We start from the raw sequence: 17,229 nt of genomic DNA, 5'->3' as shown, positions 1-17,229 counted from the left end.
GCTACTTCTCCTGCTCCTTGAGCTCGGGGCGGCCGGGCTGCTCGCCGCCGCGCTCCTTGATGTACGTCTCGGTCGGCACCATCACCTTGCGGCGGAACACACAGACCAGCGTGCCGTCCTGCTTGTAGCCCTTGGTCTCGACGTGCACGATGCCGCGGTCGTTCTTCGACTTCGACGGCCACTTGTCGAGCACGGTCGTCTGGCCGTAGATGGTGTCGCCGTGGAAGGTCGGCGCCACGTGCTTGAGCGACTCGATCTCCAGGTTGGCGATGGCCTTTCCGGAGATGTCCGGCACGGACATGCCGAGCAGCAGCGAGTAGATGTAGTTCCCGACGACGACGTTCTTGCCGAAGTCCGTCGTCTTCTCCGCATAGTTCGTGTCCATGTGGAGCGGGTGGTGGTTCATGGTGAGGAGACAGAACAGGTGGTCGTCGTACTCCGTGACCGTCTTGCCCGGCCAGTGCTTGTACGTCGCCCCGACCTCGAACTCCTCGTAGGTGCGCCCGAACTGCATCGCGCTCAGCCCTCCGGAATCTCGAACTTGCTGGTGCGCTGCATACCGGCGGCGCGGCCCTTGCCGGAGATGACCAGGGCCATCTTGCGGCTGGCCTCGTCGATCATCTCGTCGCCGAGCATCGCCGAGCCCTTCTTGCCGCCGGCCTCGGACGTGTAGTAGTCGTACGCGTCCAGGATCAGCTCGGCGTGGTCGTAGTCCTCCTGCGACGGCGAGAAGATCTCGTTGGACGCCTCGACCTGGCCCGGGTGCAGCACCCACTTGCCGTCGAAGCCGAGCGCGGCGGCGCGCTGGGCGACCTCACGGTATCCGTCGATGTTGCGGATCTGCAGGTAGGGGCCGTCGATCGCCTGGAGGTTGTTGGCGCGGGCGGCCATCAGGATCTTCATCAGGATGTAGTGGTAGGCGTCCGCCGGGTAGCCGGGCGGCTGCTCGCCCACGACCAGCGACTTCATGTTGATGGACGCCATGAAGTCGGCCGGGCCGAAGATGATGGTCTCGACGCGCTGGGACGCCGTCGCGATCTCGTTGACGTTGTTCAGGCCCTGCGCGTTCTCGATCTGCGCCTCGATGCCGATCTTGCCGACCTCGAAGCCCATCGTCTTCTCGATCTGCGTCAGGAGCAGGTCGAGGGCGACGATCTGCTGCGCGTCCTGGACCTTCGGCAGCATGATGCAGTCGAGGTTCTGGCCGGCGCCCTCCACGACCGTGACGACGTCGCGGTAGGTCCACTCGGTCGTCCAGTCGTTGACCCGCACCACGCGCGTCTTGCCGGTCCAGTCGCCCTCGTTGAGGAACTTGACGATGGTGTGCCGCGCCTCGGGCTTGGCGAGCGGGGCGCACGCGTCCTCCAGGTCGAGGAAGACCTGGTCCGCGGGGAGTCCCTGGGCCTTCTCCAGGAAGCGCGGGTTCGAGCCCGGTACCGCCAGGCAGGAACGCCGGGGGCGAAGGCGGTTGACCGTGGTCATGCGGGGACCTCCAGGGGGTCGAGCTTGTTCGCTTTCCGGATCTCGTCGACGATGCGGCCGATGATTCCGGTGATGTCGAAGTCCTTCGGGGTGAAGACCGCGGCCACTCCGGCTTCCCTGAGCTGCTCGGCGTCACCATTCGGGATGATGCCACCGGCGATCACGGGTATATCTGTGGCACCGGCCACACGCAGCCGTTCGAGGACGTCCGGCACCAGCTGGGCGTGGGAGCCGGACAGGATGGACAGGCCCACCGCGTGCACGTCCTCGGCGAGGGCCGCGTCCACGATCTGCTCGGGCGTCAGCCGGATGCCCTGGTAGACCACCTCGAAGCCGGCGTCGCGCGCGCGGACCGCGATCTGCTCGGCGCCGTTGGAGTGACCGTCCAGGCCCGGCTTGCCCACCAGGAAGCGCAGCTTGCCCACGCCCAGGTCCTTGGCCGTCAGATCCACCTTGCGGCGGACCAGGTCGAGCGCGCTGCCCTCCTCGACGGGCACGGCCACCGGCGCGGAGGAGACACCCGTGGGCGCCCGGAACTCGCCGAACACCTCGCGCAGCGCCCCGGCCCACTCGCCGGTCGTCACGCCGGCGCGGGCGCACTCCAGGGTGGCCTCCATGAGGTTCTCGTCGCCGCGTGCGGCCTCCTTCAGCCGCTCCAGGGCCTTGCAGGGCCGCGGGTGGTTGAAGGGCGGCTGGTAGCGGCTGTCGCGCCACTGCTCGAGCGCGGCGACGACCCGGGCCTCGACCGCCGGGTCCACCGTCTGGATCGCGGTGTCCAGGTCGGCGGTCAGCGGGTTCGGCTCGGTGCCCTCGAAGGCGTTGACACCGATGATCTTCTCCTGGCCGGACTCGATCCGGCCCCTGCGCTCGGCGTGCGAGGCGACCAGCTGCGACTTGAGGTAGCCGGACTCGACGGCCGCCATCGCGCCGCCCATCTCCTGGATGCGCTCGATCTCGGCGAACGCGGCCTCGACCAGCTGCTCCACCTTCGCCTCGATCACCTTCGAGCCCTCGAAGATGTCCTCGTACTCCAGCAGGTCGCTCTCGTACGCCAGCACCTGCTGGATGCGCAGCGACCACTGCTGGTCCCAGGGGCGGGGCAGACCCAGGGCCTCGTTCCAGGCGGGCAGCTGCACGGCACGCGCGCGGGCGTCCTTGGAGAGCGTGACGGCCAGCATCTCCAGGACGATCCGCTGGACGTTGTTCTCCGGCTGCGCCTCCGTCAAGCCCAGGGAGTTGACCTGGACGCCGTAGCGGAAGCGGCGCTGCTTGGGGTTCTCGATGCCGTACCGCTCGCGGGTGATGCGGTCCCAGATGCGGCCGAACGCCCGCATCTTGCACATCTCCTCGATGAAGCGGACGCCTGCGTTCACGAAGAACGAGATGCGTGCCACGACATCGCCCATGCGCTCCTGCGGCACCTGGCCGGAGTCGCGCACGGCGTCCAGGACGGCGATCGCGGTGGACATCGCGTACGCGATCTCCTGGACCGGCGTGGCGCCCGCCTCCTGCAGGTGGTAGCTGCAGATGTTGATCGGGTTCCACTTCGGGATGTGGGAGACCGTGTACGCGATCATGTCCGTCGTCAGGCGCAGGCTCGGCCCCGGCGGGAAGACGTGCGTCCCGCGGGACAGGTACTCCTTGACGATGTCGTTCTGGGTCGTGCCCTGGAGCTTGGTGATGTCCGCGCCCTGCTCCTCGGCGACGACCTGGTAGAGCGCCAGCAGCCACATGGCGGTGGCGTTGATCGTCATCGAGGTGTTCATCTGTTCCAGGGGGATGTCCTGGAACAGCCGGCGCATGTCACCGACGTGCGCGATCGGCACGCCGACCCGGCCGACCTCGCCGCGGGCGAGGACGTGGTCGGAGTCGTAGCCGGTCTGCGTCGGCAGGTCGAACGCCACCGACAGACCTGTCTGGCCCTTGGCGAGGTTGCGCCGGTACAGCTCGTTGGACGCCTCGGCCGTGGAGTGACCGGCGTAGGTGCGCATGAGCCACGGCCGGTCCTTCTCCCGCTTGCCTTCGGCGGGCTGACGCTCAGTCATTCAGCGCTCCTCAGATGTTCCGGAAGCGGTTGATGGCGTCGATGTGCCGGGCGCGCTTCTCCTGGTCGCGCACGCCCAGGCCCTCCTCGGGGGACATGCAGAGCACGCCGACCTTGCCCTGGTGGAGGTTGCGGTGCACGTCGAACGCGGCCTGGCCGGTGTCCTCCAGGGAGTACACCTTCGACAGGGTGGGGTGGATCTTGCCCTTCGCGATGAGCCGGTTGGCCTCCCAGGCCTCGCGGTAGTTGGCGAAGTGCGAACCGATGATCCGCTTCAGCGACATCCACAGGTAGCGGTTGTCGTACTCGTGCATGTAGCCCGAGGTCGAGGCGCAGGTGGTGATGGTGCCGCCCTTGCGCGTGACGAAGACGCTCGCGCCGAAGGTCTCACGGCCGGGGTGCTCGAAGACGATGTCGATGTCCTCGCCGCCGGTGAGTTCGCGGATGCGCTTGCCGAAGCGCTTCCACTCCTTGGGGTCCTGGGTGTTTTCGTCCTTCCAGAACTTGTAGCCCTCGGCGTTGCGGTCGATGATCGCCTCGGCGCCCATCGCGCGGCAGATGTCCGCCTTCTGGTCGCTGGAGACGACACAGATCGGGTTGGCGCCGCCGGCCAGCGCGAACTGGGTGGCGTAGGAGCCGAGTCCGCCGCTCGCACCCCAGATCAGGACGTTGTCGCCCTGCTTCATGCCGGCGCCGTTGCGGGAGACCAGCTGCCGGTAGGCGGTGGAGTTGACCAGACCGGGGGCGGCGGCCTCCTCCCACGACAGGTGGTCGGGCTTCGGCATCAGCTGGTTGGACTTGACCAGGGCGATCTCGGCGAGGCCGCCGAAGTTGGTCTCGAAGCCCCAGATGCGCTGCTCGGGGTCGAGCATCGTGTCGTTGTGGCCGTCGCTGGACTCCAGCTCGACGGACAGGCAGTGCGCGACGACCTCGTCGCCGGGCCGCCAGGCGTTGACGCCCGGGCCGGTGCGCAGCACGACGCCCGCGAGGTCGGAGCCGATGATGTGGTACGGCAGGTCGTGGCGCTTGGCCAGCTCGCTGGTGCGGCCGTAGCGCTCCAGGAACCCGAAGGTGGACAGGGGCTCGAAGATCGAGGTCCACACCGAGTTGTAGTTCACCGACGAGGCCATGACGGCCACCAGGGCCTCGCCCGGGCCGAGCTCGGGCAGCGGCACCTCGTCCAGGTGGATCGACTTGCGCGGGTCCTTCTCGCGGGTCGTCATGCCCGCGAACATCTCCGTCTCGTCCTTGTGCACGGTGATCGCGCGGTACGACTCGGGGAGCGGGAGGGCGGCGAAGTCCTCCGACGTGGAGTCGGGCGACTGGATCGCGGCCAGGATGTCCTTAACGGTCACGGTGTTGCCTCCGGCGGTGAGCGCCCTGAGGGAGGGGCGCCGATGGGTTCGTCGGTGCTGCTGAGGGTTGAGGGTGTGCCGTCGGTTCGGCGGTGGTGCTGATCGGCAGCGCTTGGTGGCGCGGGAGGTTGCCTGTGACGCAGGCGTCCGGGCGTGCAGGCGGGTTCGGCCTGCCGGGACGTCGTCCGGACTCCTTCAACGTATGACACCGCGTGTCACCCCGCAAGGCACTGAGTGCCAGAACTTGGCCTCAGATGAAATCTTTACGTAACAAATGAGCGATGATCGATCGAACGGGCTCGGCAAGGGCCTGCAAAACGGCCTCTGACATGCCAAAACGGCCACCCCGAAGGGTGGCCGTCGTCACAGTGCCGGGGAGGCTCAGCGCTCCTTGAGCGCCTGCTCGATGGTCCGCATGACCTCGTCCAGCGGGGCGTCGGTGCGGGCGACGGTCACCAGTACCTCGCCCTGCGCCGAGGCGGTGGCCACGGCCGGCTGCGGTTCCGTGGAGCGCCCGGCGCCGATGCCCGTGCCGAACGTCTTGCGCACGATCGCGAAGGCGTGGTCCAGCTGCGCCTCCACGTCGCCCTGGCCGCCCGCACGCAGCCAGCGCCGCAGCACGTGGTTGTGGGCCGTGACGACCGCGGACGCGGCGACCTCCGCCAGCAGCGGATCGTCGTTGGCGTCGTCGGCGTGCGCCCGCTCGTCGAAGTGGCCGAGGAGATAGCGAGTGAAGAGGCGCTCGTAGCGGGCCACCGACGCGATCTCCGCCTCGCGCAGCGTGGGCACCTCACGCGTCAGCTTGTAGCGGGCGACCGAGATCTCCGGCCGGGCCGCGTACATCCGCATGACTTCCTTGATGCCGCGGCACACCGTGTCGAGCGGATGCTCGTGCGCGGGCGCGGCGTTGAGCACCGCCTCGGCGCGGATCAGGGTGTCGTCGTGGTCGGGGAAGATCGCCTCTTCCTTGGAGCGGAAGTGGCGGAAGAACGTGCGGCGGGCGACGCCGGCCTGGGCCGCGATCTCGTCGACGGTGGTCGCCTCGTACCCCTTGCTCGCGAACAGCTCCATCGCTGCGGCCGCCAGTTCCCGGCGCATCTTGAGCCGCTGGGCGGCTGCGCGCGAGCCGGCGGCACTCTCCGGCGCGTCGGTCGTAGCGGGTGTACGTGAGGACTTGGCGGGCTGGGGCATGCCCTGAACGTACTGCATGTGCGCAGCTCGCCGCGCATGGCCCGGTTCTTCCCCGGTGCCCGTGGGCGGGGGAGGGGCGGACCGGCCGGCCGGGTGGAACCGGTCCGGGCCGAGCAGGCCGCCCCACTCCGCGCCGGACCGGAACCAGTCGCCGGGACGCTCAGCGCTTGGCATATTCGCGGAAGCCACGGCCGGTCTTGCGGCCGAGGCAGCCCGCGGCCACCAGGTGCTCCAGCAACGGCGCCGGGGCGAGCCCCGGGTCGCGGAACTCGCGGTGCAGGACCTTCTCGATGGCGAGCGAGACGTCCAGCCCGACCACGTCCAGCAGCTCGAAGGGGCCCATCGGGTAGCCGCCGCCCAGCTTCATCGCCGCGTCGATGTCGTCGAGCGAGGCATAGTGCTCCTCGACCATCTTGATCGCGTTGTTCAGGTACGGGAAGAGCAGCGCGTTCACGATGAAGCCGGCCCGGTCACCGCAGTCGACCGGGTGCTTCCTGATCCGGGCGCACACCTCGCGGACCGTGGCGTGCACGTCGTCGGCGGTCAGGACCGTGCGGACGACCTCGACCAGCTTCATGGCCGGTGCCGGGTTGAAGAAGTGCATCCCGATCACGTCCTGCGGGCGCGAGGTGGCCCGGGCGCAGGCGACGACCGGCAGTGAGGAGGTCGTGGTGGCCAGGATCGCGCCGGGCTTGCAGACCTTGTCCAGCGCCGCGAACAGCTGCCGCTTGACCTCCAGGTCCTCCGCGACCGCCTCCACGGCCAGGTCGACACCGGCGAAGTCCTCGTAGGTGCCCGTGGCCGTGATGCGGTCCAGGGTCTCGGCGGCCGCCTCGGCGGTCATCCGGCCCTTGTCCACCGAGCGGGACAGCGACTTGCCGATCCGGGCCTTCGCGGTCTGCGCCTTCTCCGCGGTGCGGGCGGCGAGGACCACCTCGTACCCGGCCTTGGCGAAGACCTCGGCGATACCGGAGGCCATGGTGCCCGAACCGGCGACACCGACCGAGCGGACCTCCCGCCCGGGGACCAGGTCGCCGCCCTCCAGCGGGGTCAGCGCGTCCCGCACGACGACCGCGCTGCCCGGCGCCTCGTACGTGTAGAAGCCGCGCCCCGCCTTGCGGCCCGTCAGACCCGCCTCGCTGAGCTGCTTGAGGATCGGGGCCGGGGCGTGCAGCCGGTCACGGGAGGCGGCGTACATGGCCTCCAGGACCGTGCGCGCGGTGTCGACGCCGATCAGGTCGAGCAGGGCCAGCGGACCCATGGGCAGCCCGCAGCCCAGCCGCATCGCGGCGTCGATGTCCTCGCGGGAGGCGTACTTCGCCTCGTACATCGCGGCCGCCTGGTTGAGGTAGCCGAACAGCAGACCGTCCGCGACGAAGCCGGGCCGGTCGCCGACCGCGACGGGCTCCTTGCCCAGGTCGAGCGCCAGATCGGTGACCGCCGTGACGGCCGCCGGCGCGGTCAGCACCGAGGAGACGACCTCGACGAGCTTCATGGCCGGTGCGGGGTTGAAGAAGTGCAGGCCCAGCACCCGCTCGGGGCGGGAGGAGTCCGCGGCCAGCCGGGTCACGGACAGGGCGTTGGTGCCGGTCGCAAGGATCGTCTCCGGGCGCACGATCCCGTCGAGCTCCCGGAAGATCTGCTGCTTGATCTCGTACGACTCCGGGGCCACCTCGATGACCAGGTCGGCGTCGGCCGCGGAACGCAGGTCGGCGGAGGTGCTGACGCGGCCGAGGATCCCGGCGCGCTCCTGCTCGGTCAGCCGCCCGCGTTCGACGCCGCGGGCGGTGGAGGCCTCCAGCGCGGCGACGCACTTCGCGGCCTGGGCCTCGCTGATGTCGATGCCGACGACCGTGCGGCCGGCCTGGGCGAGGACCTCGGCGATGCCGGTGCCCATCGTGCCGAGGCCGACGACGGCGACGGTCCGCAGCGGGGACAGGGACGGGTCGGAAAGGGGAGTGGCCATCGCGGGACTCCAGGATGAGGGTGACGACGGGGAACGCGCTCCGGGTGCGCCGGAGGCGGCCCGGCAGGGGCCGGACCACGGGCGCACCGGGTGCGTGGTGAAGTGCGGGTGTTGACCGGGCTGCTAAGCGCACACGCCCGGTGCCGCGCCGCGGGCGTGCACACGCCCGGGGTGAACGGCGGATCCGACCGGCCCTGTCCCGGGGCCGAGCCGTACTGCGGTACCTGAGGCACCGAACCGACTGCTCCCGCGACAGCCGCGTCACCAGACCGCCGCGAGGAATGCGAGTGGGTAACTCGCTCGTCTGAGCTTAACTGGCGGGTAACGAGCGCGCCAGCCCTCGTCTTTGTGATGTACGTCCCGCCCGGCTCCTCACGCCCCTAACCTCTGATTCATGGACGAAGAGTTGCGATCACTCACGGAGCGCTTACGGCGGGAGTCGGGGGCCTCGCCCGCGTTCGAGCGGCTCGCGGTGACCGACGACCCCGACGCCCTGGCGGCGGTGCTGACCGAACCCGGGCAGCCCCTGTGGGCGCGGGAGCTGGCCGCGTTCCGGCTGGGACTGGCGCAGGACCGGCGGGCGTTCGAGGCGCTGGTGCTGCTGCTCAACCACCGCGACCCCCCGCGCTGCGCCTCCGCCGCCCACGCCCTGGCCCGGCTCGGCGACCCGCGCACCGCCCGCGCGGCCGCCGCCCTCGCCACCAACGAACTGCGCGTCGCCTACGCCCTGCACCCGGTACGGCTCCTGGTCGAACTGCGCGCGCCCGAGGCGGTGCCCGCGCTGATCACCACACTCCGGCGGCGGCTGCGCCCGCACGACCCGTACCGCCGCGTGGCCCTCGCCTGCGTGGACGGGCTCGGCACACTGGGCGACGTCCGGGCCGGGCCCGTGCTCAACGAGGCCCTCGCGCACCCGGCGCTGGCCGAGGCGGCGGTGCGGGCACTGGGGCGGATCCCGAAGCAGAGGTGAGATCAGCCGGGGAGCGACCTGGCGTACCGCACCTCGGGGACAGCGACCCCGTCCACCTCGAACGGCTCCTCGGCGCCGTCCGCCCGGAACCCGGCCCGCTCGTAGAAGCGGCGGGCCCGGTCGTTCTCCTTGAGCACCCACAGCAGGAGACGGCCGTGGCCCGCGGCGGAGCACCGGGCCACGGACTCCGTGAGCAGGGCCCGCCCCACGCCCCGCCCCACCTGATCCGGGTGCACGTAGAGGGCGTACAACTCGGCGTCCCCGGTGCGGACTTCCCCGTCCCGGTACGGACCGTGGCACGCCCAGCCGACGAGCCCGCCGCCGGCGTCCTCGGCCACCAGGTTCACCACGCTGCCGTCGCTCTGCGCCAGGTGCGTGCGACGACGCTCGGCGTCCGCCTCGACGCTGAGCCCGTCCAGATAGGACTGCGGGATCAGGCCCCGGTAGGCGCTGCGCCAGCCGCCGACGCGGATCCGTGCGACGCGGTCGCAGTCGGCGAGCGTCATCTCCCGTATCCGCAGGCTCATGGCGCGAACGGGAGGCGGTGCGGCGCGGTTGCGGCAATGCCGTCGGGGGCGGGGCTCCTCGTCGTTTCACTCATGGGCCCCATGGTGGACCACGGCGCCGACGGCACCGCCCCCGACGGGTCGTCAGCCGCTCAGTGCCGGAAGCCGAGCAGGCCGTGCAGCGTCGAGCCGTTCGAGGAGGCCGACCTGGCTCTCGCGGCCGCCGCCGCGGGTTTCGGGTCGGGCAGCGCCTCGCACACCGCGTCCGCCTCGCCGTGCCCGCGCGGCACGGTGCCGTCGGCCAGGTACGCCGCCAGGTGCCCGTCCAGACAGGCGTTGCCGCTCAGCGTGACACCGTGGTTGCCGCCGCCCTCCTCCACGACCAGGCTGGAGCCCGCCAGCAGACGGTGCACGGTGACACCGCCCTCGTACGGGGTGGCCGCGTCGCCGGTCGCCTGGAACAGCAGCACCGGCGGCAGCTTCCCGTTCGCCACGTTCAGCGGGCGCAGCGAGCCGGTCGGCCAGAACGCGCACGGTGCGTTGTACCAGGCGTTGTTCCAGGTCATGAACGGCGCCTTCTCGTACACCGCCCAGTTGTCCTCGCGCCACCGCCGCCAGTCGCGCGGCCACCCGGCGTCCCGGCACTGCACGGACGTGTAGACGCTGTAGCCGTTGTCGCCGGAGGCGTCGACCGCCCCGAAGTCGTCGTACGCCTCGACGAGCGGCTCGGGGTCCTTGTCGTTCACGTACGCCGCGAACGCCTCGGCGAGGATGGGCCAGTAGCCGTTGTAGTAGCCGCCCGGGACGAAGGTGTCCTCCAGCTCGGAGGCGCCCACCGTGCCGCCCGCCGGCTTCTCGGCCAGGGCCGCGCGCATCGCGTACCACCTGGCCTCCACCTGCTCCGGATCGGTGCCGAGCCGGTACGTCGAGTCGTTCCCGGCGACCCAGGCCAGGAAGGCGCGGTGGCGGTCGTTGAAGGCCACGTCCTGGTTGAGGTTGGCCTCGTACCAGACGTCGGTCGGGTCGACCACGGAGTCCAGCACCATGCGCCGGACCCGCTTCGGGAACAGCTTGGCGTAGACCGCCCCCAGGTAGGTGCCGTACGAGTAGCCGAAGTAGCTGATCCGCTGGGCGCCCAGGGCCTGCCGGATCGCGTCCAGGTCGCGCGCGGCGCCGGTGGTGTGGATGTACGGCAGGAGATGCGCGTACTTCTTGCGGCAGGCGGCGGCGAAGGACTTGGCGCGGTCGAGGTTGGCCCGCTCGATCGCGGGTGTCGTCGGCAGTGAGTCCGGGCGGACCGGCTCGAAATGGCCCGGCCGGCAGTCCAGTGCGGGCTTGCTGGCGCCGACGCCGCGCGGGTCGAAGCCGATGACGTCGTACTGGGCCGCGACCTTCGCGGGCAGCGACGACGCGACGAACCCGGCGAGCGTCAGCCCGCTGCCGCCCGGGCCGCCGGGGTTGACCAGGAGCGGGCCCTGGTAGGTCCGGGCGGTGTGCGGGACGCGGGACAGCGCGAGGGTGATCTTCTCGCCCTCCGGTCTGCGGTGGTCGAGCGGTACGTTCAGCGACGCGCACTGGAGCGTCGGGTGGTCCTCGGTGGCGCAGCTCTTCCAGGAGAGCTCGGCGTACCGAGGGGTGGTCGCGGTGCCGGATGCGCTCGCCTCCGTGGGAACGGCCGTGAAGGTGCCGGCCAGGACGACGGCGGCGCCGCACAGCGCGGCTGCCCGTTTTCTCATGGAGTCCTCCCGGGACGGCGGGATGTCGGACCGCTGGGGGCGCCGTCCTCGCGGCATCGTCCCGGAATGCGGTCCCGGAAGAACTCATTGCGTACAGCTCATGACCCGATCGGGTCTTCGGATGCCCTCGAATGCTCGTAGCGGGGGCAGGTGGCCGATCCTGCTGGAGGCCTAGAGGAGCGAGAGCTGGGTCGGACCCGCGACCGGCGGCTCCGGCGCCGGCTCGGGAGGGCTGATCCGCCGCGACGTCCCCGCGCGCGTGGGTCCGATGCCGTACTCCTCGGCCAGTTCGTGCACCTGACGGGTGATCCGCCGCTGGTACCACTTCGGGGCGTACGAGCCCGCCGCGTACAACCGCTCGTAGCGGGCCACCAGGTGCGGGTGGTGCTGCCCCAGCCACGCCATGAACCACTCGCGGGCGCCGGGCCGCAAGTGCAGGACCAGCGGCGTCACCGACGTGGCGCCGGAGGCTGCGATCGCCCGTACGGTGGCGCGGAGTTGGGCGGGGCTGTCGCTCAGGAACGGGATCACCGGCGCCATCAGCACTCCGCAGCCGATGCCGTGGTCGCCGAAGGTGCGCACGACCTCCAGACGCCGTTCGGGCGCGGGCGTGCCCGGCTCCACGGTGCGCCAGAGTTCCTGCTCGGTGAAGCCGACCGAGACTGAGATGCCGACGTCGGTCACCCGCGCCGCCTGCTTGATCAGCTCCAGGTCGCGCAGGATGAGCGTGCCCTTGGTGAGGATGGAGAAGGGGTTCGCGTGGTCGCGCAGCGCCGCGATGATGCCCGGCATCAGGCGGTAGCGGCCCTCGGCGCGCTGGTAGCAGTCGACGTTCGTGCCCATCGCGATGTGCTCGCCCTGCCAGCGGCGCGAGCCCAGCTGCCGGCGCAGCAGCTCCGGCGCGTTGATCTTGACCACGATCTGGCTGTCGAAGCCGAGACCCGTGTCGAGGTCCAGGTAGCTGTGCGTCTTGCGCGCGAAGCAGTACACGCACGCGTGCGAGCAGCCCCGATAGGGGTTGACCGTCCACTGGAACGACATCCGCGACACCGCCGGCACCCGGTTGATGATCGAGCGTGCCCGGATCTCGTGGAAGGTGATCCCGCGGAACTCCGGAGTGTCGAACGTGCGGGTCGTGACCGCGTCCGCGCCGAACAGCGCGGCATCGGCCCGGCTGTGTTCGGAGTCCGATGTGAGGTTCTCCCAGCGCATGACGCCTCCTCGGTAGCACTGACCACAGAATAGAACACATGTTCCCTTGATCGTGCGAGGGTGTTTTCCGAACGTGTTCGACCGGGTTGCGCCACCCCGATTTGGGGGGCCGGGCAGCGGGGTGGTTGGCTTGCCCCGACCCCCGAGCAACCAGGTCCTGGAGGAAAGCGATGGCGCAGGTCGAGGCCACTACGGAGCGGATCGTCGCGGCGGACGCGGAGACGGTGTTCGACGCCCTCGCCGACTACAGCGGCACGCGCGCGAAGCTGCTGCCCGAGCAGTTCAGCGCTTCGGCCTGGTCACCCTGGCCGTCGTCACCGTCACGCTGAAGCTTCCCAAGCCGGCCAGGCGGGCCCGGCTGGACGTCCTCGGCGCGCTGCTGATGACCGCCGCCTCCACCTGCCTGGTGCTGCTGACCAGTTGGGGAGGCACCGAGCACGCCTGGGACTCGCGTGTGATCCTCGGTCTCGCGGCCGGAGCGCTGGCGGCGACCGTCCTCTTCCTCGTCACCGAGCGCTTCGCCGTCGAACCCCTCATCCCCCTGCGGTTGTTCAAGGACTCCGTCTTCAACGTCACCGCCCTGGTCGGCCTGGTGACCGGTGTGGGCCTGTTCGGCGCCGCCAGCTACCTGCCGACGTATCTGCAGATGGTCGACGGGGCGACCGCCACCGAGTCCGGCCTGCTCATGCTGCCGATGATGGCCGGCATCGTCGGCGCCTCGATCGTCGTCGGCCGGCTCATCAGCCACACCGGCCGCTACAAGGCCTACCCGGTCCTCGGCGGCGCCCTCTCCGCCGTCGGCATGTGGCTGCTGTCGCGGCTGGAAGCCGGCACGCCGCGGCTGCACTACAGCGTCTGGACGGCCGTCCTCGGCGCCGGCATCGGCATGGTGATGCCGGTGCTGATCCTCGCCGTGCAGAACTCCGTGCGCCCCGCCGACCTCGGCACCGCCACCAGCGCCAACAACTACTTCCGCCAGATCGGCGGCAGCGTCGGAGCAGCCGTCTTCGGCACCCTCTTCGCGGACCGCCTCACCGACGCCCTCCACGACAGCCTCCCCGCGCGCGGGGGCACCGGGCTCCCGGACCCCGAGTCCCTCACCCCGCAGCTCGTGCACGCACTGCCCCCGGCCCTGCGCGACGACTACATCCGGGCGTACGCCGACGCCATGCCGCGGATCTTCCTCTACCTGGTGCCGGTGCTCGTCCTCGGACTGGTCCTCGCCCTCTTCCTCAAGGAGAAACCCCTGGTGTCCCACAACGTCTCCGTCACCGACCCGGACACGGCGCCGGGGAACGCCTCCGTCCCGCAGGCCCGGACCGCGTACGCCGCCGGGGTGCCCGTGTGCGGCTCGGTGCAGCACCACGACGGAACCGTCGTGCCCCGGGCGGCGCTCACGCTCATCGACGTCACCGGGCAGCAGACCGGGCGCGTCGCGAGCGGCGAGGACGGGCGCTACGCCCTGGCCACCCCGGGCCCGGGCTCGTACGTGCTGATCGCCGCGGCCGGCGGCCACCAGCCGCAGGCGGTCACGGTGACCGTCGGCGAACGTCCCGTCGAGCTCGACATCGTCCTCGGCGGTGCCGGGAACCTGGTCGGCACCGTCGTCACCGCCGACGGCACACCCGTACGGGACGCCACCGTCACGCTCACCAACGTGCACGGCGAGGTCGTCGCCACCACCCGCAGCGGCCGCGAGGGCGGCTACGTCATCCCCGAGCTCGTCGCCGGCGAGTACACCCTCGCCGCCAGCGCGCCCGCCTTCCGCCCCGCCGCGCTTCCCGTCACCGTCCAGGCCGCCCGCGAGACCCGCCGGGACATCGAGCTGGCCGGCGGCGCCGTGCTGCGCGGCACGGTGCGGGCGGGCGGCGGCCGGCCCGTGGAGGACGCGCGCGTGACACTGCTCGACGTGGCGGGCAACGTGGTCGACACCCTCACCACCGGGGCCGACGGCACGTTCCGCTTCGTCGACCTGTCCTCCGGCGAGTACACCGTCATCGCCGCCGGCTATCCACCGGTCGCGACCGTGCTCCAGGTCGCCGGAGGAGGCCGCACCGAGCGGGATCTCCAGCTGAGCCACGAGGACTGAACGGGCACCGGCCGAGCACCGGACAGCACCGGCGCGCGGGGTCGCACGCCGGTGCACCCCGCGGCGGGCAATTCCCGCGTTGCCTCACATCGCCGCCTTCCCTCGCCGTACGGTGGTGACGCCGGGACAGATCTTGCGTCCGTGGGGAGAGAGGGCCTGGGCCATGGACCGTGGCACCGACAAGGCTGAGCAGGGCACGGGGACGCCACCCGCCGAGCCCGGCCGCGTCCCGCTGGCCGTCGTCGTGGTCGACCGCGACGGCCTCGTCTCCCACTGGAGCCGCGGCGCACGGCGCCTGTTCGGCCTCTCCAGGGAAGAGGCGATCGGCCGCACCGCCCTCGACCTGCTCCCCGTCTCCGGAGCGCTGCCCGAGGAGCCGCGCTCCGGCGCGTTCGCCGCCTTCGGCGAGCAGGACACCGGCGCCTGCGCCGCCTCCGAGGGGCCCGGCCCGGACCTGGAGGCCTCCCTCGACGGCGGGCTCTCCTACCCGGCGGCGGGCCGCGCCCGGCTCACCGCGTCCGGAGACGGCCGGGTCGACGTCCTGTGGTGGGCCTATCCGCTGGTGGGCCCCGGGCCCGAGCGGCTGCTGGTGCTGGCGGCCGACGCGGACGGACTGCGCGCGGGCGACGGGCCGTTCGAGCGGATCGCCCCCGGCTTCGCGCTGCACACCGACTTCCCCGGAGCGGAGGACCTCGCCCGCCGGCTCCCTGAGATCCTGCCGAGCATGAGTGTCGGCGAGAGCGCCCGGATCGTCACGCAGGTCCTCGAACTCGGCTATCCGATCCTGGAGTTCAGCCAGAACGACCGGGTGCCCGTCACCCCCGACTGGGGCGTGGCCCGGCGCGCCGAGCGCAGGGCGCGCCGCGAGCGGGCCGCGCAGGCCCTGGCCGCCGGCCGACCCGTGCCCGAGGACCTGCGGGACGAGGGCGAGGACCTCGAGTACGCCGCCGTCCGTGAACGCCTGGAGTTCCTCAACGAGGTCAGCGGACGCATCGGCACCTCCCTCGACCTGTCCCGCACGATCACCGAGGTCAGCCGGGCCGTCGTGCCCCGCTTCACCGACGTCGCCGGGACCTATCTGCGCGAACAGGTCGTCGCCGGCGAGGGGTTCGAGGACGGCGTGCCCGACACCACCACGATGTGGCACCGGGTCGCCCTGGAGCACACCGACGAACCGGGCCGCTGGGACGACGTCGTCCCCGTCGGAGAGGCCATGCCGTTCCCGGCGCACACGCCGTTCTTCCAGTGCATGACCAGCGGTGAACCCGTGCTCGTGCCCCGCATCAGCGAGGAGATGGGGCACGCCATCGCCGCGCAGTTCGAAAAGCGCGACATCCGGCCGCTCATCACCGGCCGCTCGATGCTGGTCGTGCCCCTCAAGGCGCGCAACGTCGTCCTCGGCTTCATGATCCTGCTTCGGCACCCCGAGCGTCCCGTCTTCAACGACATGGACCGCGTCACCGGCGCCGAACTCGCCGCCCGCGCGGGCCTCGTGCTCGACAACGCCCGCATGTACACCTTCCAGGAGAACGTCGCCGAGACGCTCCAGGACAGCATGCTGCCGCACATCCCGTCCCGCATGGCCGGCTGCGACATCGCCACCCGCTATCTGCCGGGCACGCTGCTCGGGCGGGTCGGCGGCGACTGGTTCGACGCGGTGAAACTGCACGGCGGACGCACGGCGTTCGTCGTCGGCGACGTCATGGGCCACGGCCTGAACTCGGCTGCCATGATGGGCCAGTTGCGGACGGCCGTGCAGACCATGGCCGGGCTCGACCTGCCGCCCGCCCAGCTGCTGCGCAACCTCGACGACCTCGCCCAGCGCCTCGGCGACAGCTATCTGGCGACCTGCCTGTACGCCGTGTACGACCCGATCGCGAGCGAACTCCACCTCGCCAATGCCGGGCACATCCCACCCGTCCTGGTCCGGGCCGACGACGGCCGCAGCGAACTGCTGGACCTGCCCACCGGCGCCCCCATCGGTGTCGGGGGCGTGCCCTTCCAGGCCGTACGCGTCCGCGTCGAACCCGGCGACCGGCTGGTCATGTGCACCGACGGGCTGGTCGAGGTGCGCGGCGAGGACATCGGGGTGGGCCTCGCGACGCTCTGCGAGTCGGCCGCGCACCCGGCCGCGTCCATGGACGACGCCTGCGACACCATCATCCGGGCGCTCAACACGCGCGGTGGCCGCAAGGACGACGTCGCCCTGCTGATGGCACGCCTCAACGGCATCGAGCCGGACGACGTGGCCGAATGGCGCCTGGCCCTCGACCCGGCCGAGGTCGGCCGGGCCCGCGCCGTGGTCCGCGAGCAACTGCACGACTGGGGCCTCGCCAGGCTCGTCGCGCCGGCCGAGCTGATGGCCGGGGAACTCGTGACCAACGCCGTACGGCACGCGCACGCCCGCCCCGTCGTACTGCGGCTGGTCCGGGGCGACACCCTGCTGTGCGAAGTGGACGACGACGACCACGAGTTGCCGACGCTGCTCCAGGCGGGCCCGCTCGACGAGGCCGGGCGCGGTCTGCGCGTGGTCAGTACGCTGGCCCGCGAGTGGGGGACCAGCCGGACCCGGACCGGCAAGACGGTCTGGTTCGAACTGACGCTGCCACGGCGCTGATTCGCCACCGGCCGGGCACGCGGGGGCGCCGCGCGACCGCGTTCTTGTCGTCGCGGCCCGG

The 17,229-nt window shown here is 71.3% G+C and carries 11 protein-coding genes and 2 pseudogenes; 4 read left to right on the top strand and 9 right to left on the bottom strand.

Annotation, left to right across the window (positions count from 1 at the left end):
* Position 1: 1 nt before the first annotated feature.
* The 6 genes from ACFZDI_RS34805 to ACFZDI_RS34780 form a co-directional block, all read right to left on the bottom strand.
* The gene (locus tag ACFZDI_RS34805) at positions 2 to 514 is read right to left on the bottom strand and encodes a MaoC family dehydratase (protein WP_016431745.1); all 513 of its coding nucleotides are present in this window, start codon (positions 512 to 514) and stop codon (positions 2 to 4) included.
* A gap of 5 nt (positions 515 to 519) precedes the next feature.
* Entirely contained in the window at positions 520 to 1,482 is a 963-nt protein-coding gene (locus ACFZDI_RS34800) for a CoA ester lyase (RefSeq protein ID WP_234846300.1), read from the bottom strand.
* On the bottom strand, positions 1,479 to 3,527 hold the full coding sequence (locus ACFZDI_RS34795; protein WP_234846301.1) for a protein meaA: 2,049 nt from the start codon (positions 3,525 to 3,527) through the stop codon (positions 1,479 to 1,481). Before ACFZDI_RS34795 ends, ACFZDI_RS34800 begins: the two co-directional genes overlap by 4 nt.
* A gap of 10 nt (positions 3,528 to 3,537) precedes the next feature.
* Positions 3,538 to 4,881: a crotonyl-CoA carboxylase/reductase gene (gene ccrA, locus ACFZDI_RS34790; protein WP_391256336.1), complete on the bottom strand. Its 1,344-nt coding sequence runs from the start codon at positions 4,879 to 4,881 to the stop codon at positions 3,538 to 3,540.
* Between the two features lie 381 nt (positions 4,882 to 5,262).
* A complete protein-coding gene (locus ACFZDI_RS34785) occupies positions 5,263 to 6,090 on the bottom strand; it encodes a TetR family transcriptional regulator (protein WP_391256332.1) in 828 nt (275 codons plus the stop codon).
* Positions 6,091 to 6,232: 142 nt separating this feature from the next.
* A complete protein-coding gene (locus ACFZDI_RS34780; RefSeq protein ID WP_234846304.1) occupies positions 6,233 to 8,038 on the bottom strand; it encodes a 3-hydroxyacyl-CoA dehydrogenase family protein in 1,806 nt (601 codons plus the stop codon).
* Positions 8,039 to 8,432: 394 nt separating this feature from the next.
* On the opposite strand from ACFZDI_RS34780, the gene ACFZDI_RS34775 reads away from it, so the two are divergent.
* Positions 8,433 to 9,008, top strand: a complete 576-nt coding sequence (locus tag ACFZDI_RS34775; RefSeq protein ID WP_234846305.1) for an adenylosuccinate lyase — start codon at positions 8,433 to 8,435, stop codon at positions 9,006 to 9,008.
* 2 nt (positions 9,009 to 9,010) lie between these two features.
* Here ACFZDI_RS34775 and ACFZDI_RS34770 read toward each other — a convergent pair whose 3' ends face one another.
* The 3 genes from ACFZDI_RS34770 to ACFZDI_RS34760 form a co-directional block, all read right to left on the bottom strand.
* Entirely contained in the window at positions 9,011 to 9,535 is a 525-nt protein-coding gene (locus tag ACFZDI_RS34770) for a GNAT family N-acetyltransferase (RefSeq protein WP_391256328.1), read from the bottom strand.
* Positions 9,536 to 9,666: 131 nt separating this feature from the next.
* Complete coding sequence (locus ACFZDI_RS34765) at positions 9,667 to 11,250, bottom strand: alpha/beta fold hydrolase (protein WP_391256325.1); 1,584 nt, start codon at positions 11,248 to 11,250, stop codon at positions 9,667 to 9,669.
* Positions 11,251 to 11,421: 171 nt separating this feature from the next.
* Positions 11,422 to 12,462 carry an Rv2578c family radical SAM protein gene (locus tag ACFZDI_RS34760; RefSeq protein ID WP_234846308.1) on the bottom strand — a complete coding sequence of 347 codons (1,041 nt, stop codon included), beginning with the start codon at positions 12,460 to 12,462 and terminating at the stop codon, positions 11,422 to 11,424.
* Between the two features lie 170 nt (positions 12,463 to 12,632).
* On the opposite strand from ACFZDI_RS34760, the pseudogene ACFZDI_RS34755 reads away from it, so the two are divergent.
* The 3 genes and pseudogenes from ACFZDI_RS34755 to ACFZDI_RS34745 all read left to right on the top strand — a co-directional run.
* Positions 12,633 to 12,749, top strand: a pseudogene (locus ACFZDI_RS34755) (SRPBCC family protein); the annotation flags it as partial.
* A gap of 2 nt (positions 12,750 to 12,751) precedes the next feature.
* Positions 12,752 to 14,551: pseudogene (locus ACFZDI_RS34750) on the top strand (MFS transporter); the annotation flags it as partial.
* Between the two features lie 163 nt (positions 14,552 to 14,714).
* Positions 14,715 to 17,168 (top strand): SpoIIE family protein phosphatase, encoded by a 2,454-nt coding sequence (locus ACFZDI_RS34745; protein ID WP_391256321.1) that lies wholly within the window; start codon positions 14,715 to 14,717, stop codon positions 17,166 to 17,168.
* Positions 17,169 to 17,229 lie beyond the last annotated feature (61 nt).

Origin of the sequence: Streptomyces sp. NPDC007907 (assembly GCF_042959365.1) — a bacterium.
Lineage (GTDB): Bacteria > Actinomycetota > Actinomycetes > Streptomycetales > Streptomycetaceae > Streptomyces > Streptomyces indiaensis.
The sequence above is the reverse complement of the archived record's forward strand: the minus strand, read 5'-3'. Positions and strand labels throughout refer to the sequence as shown.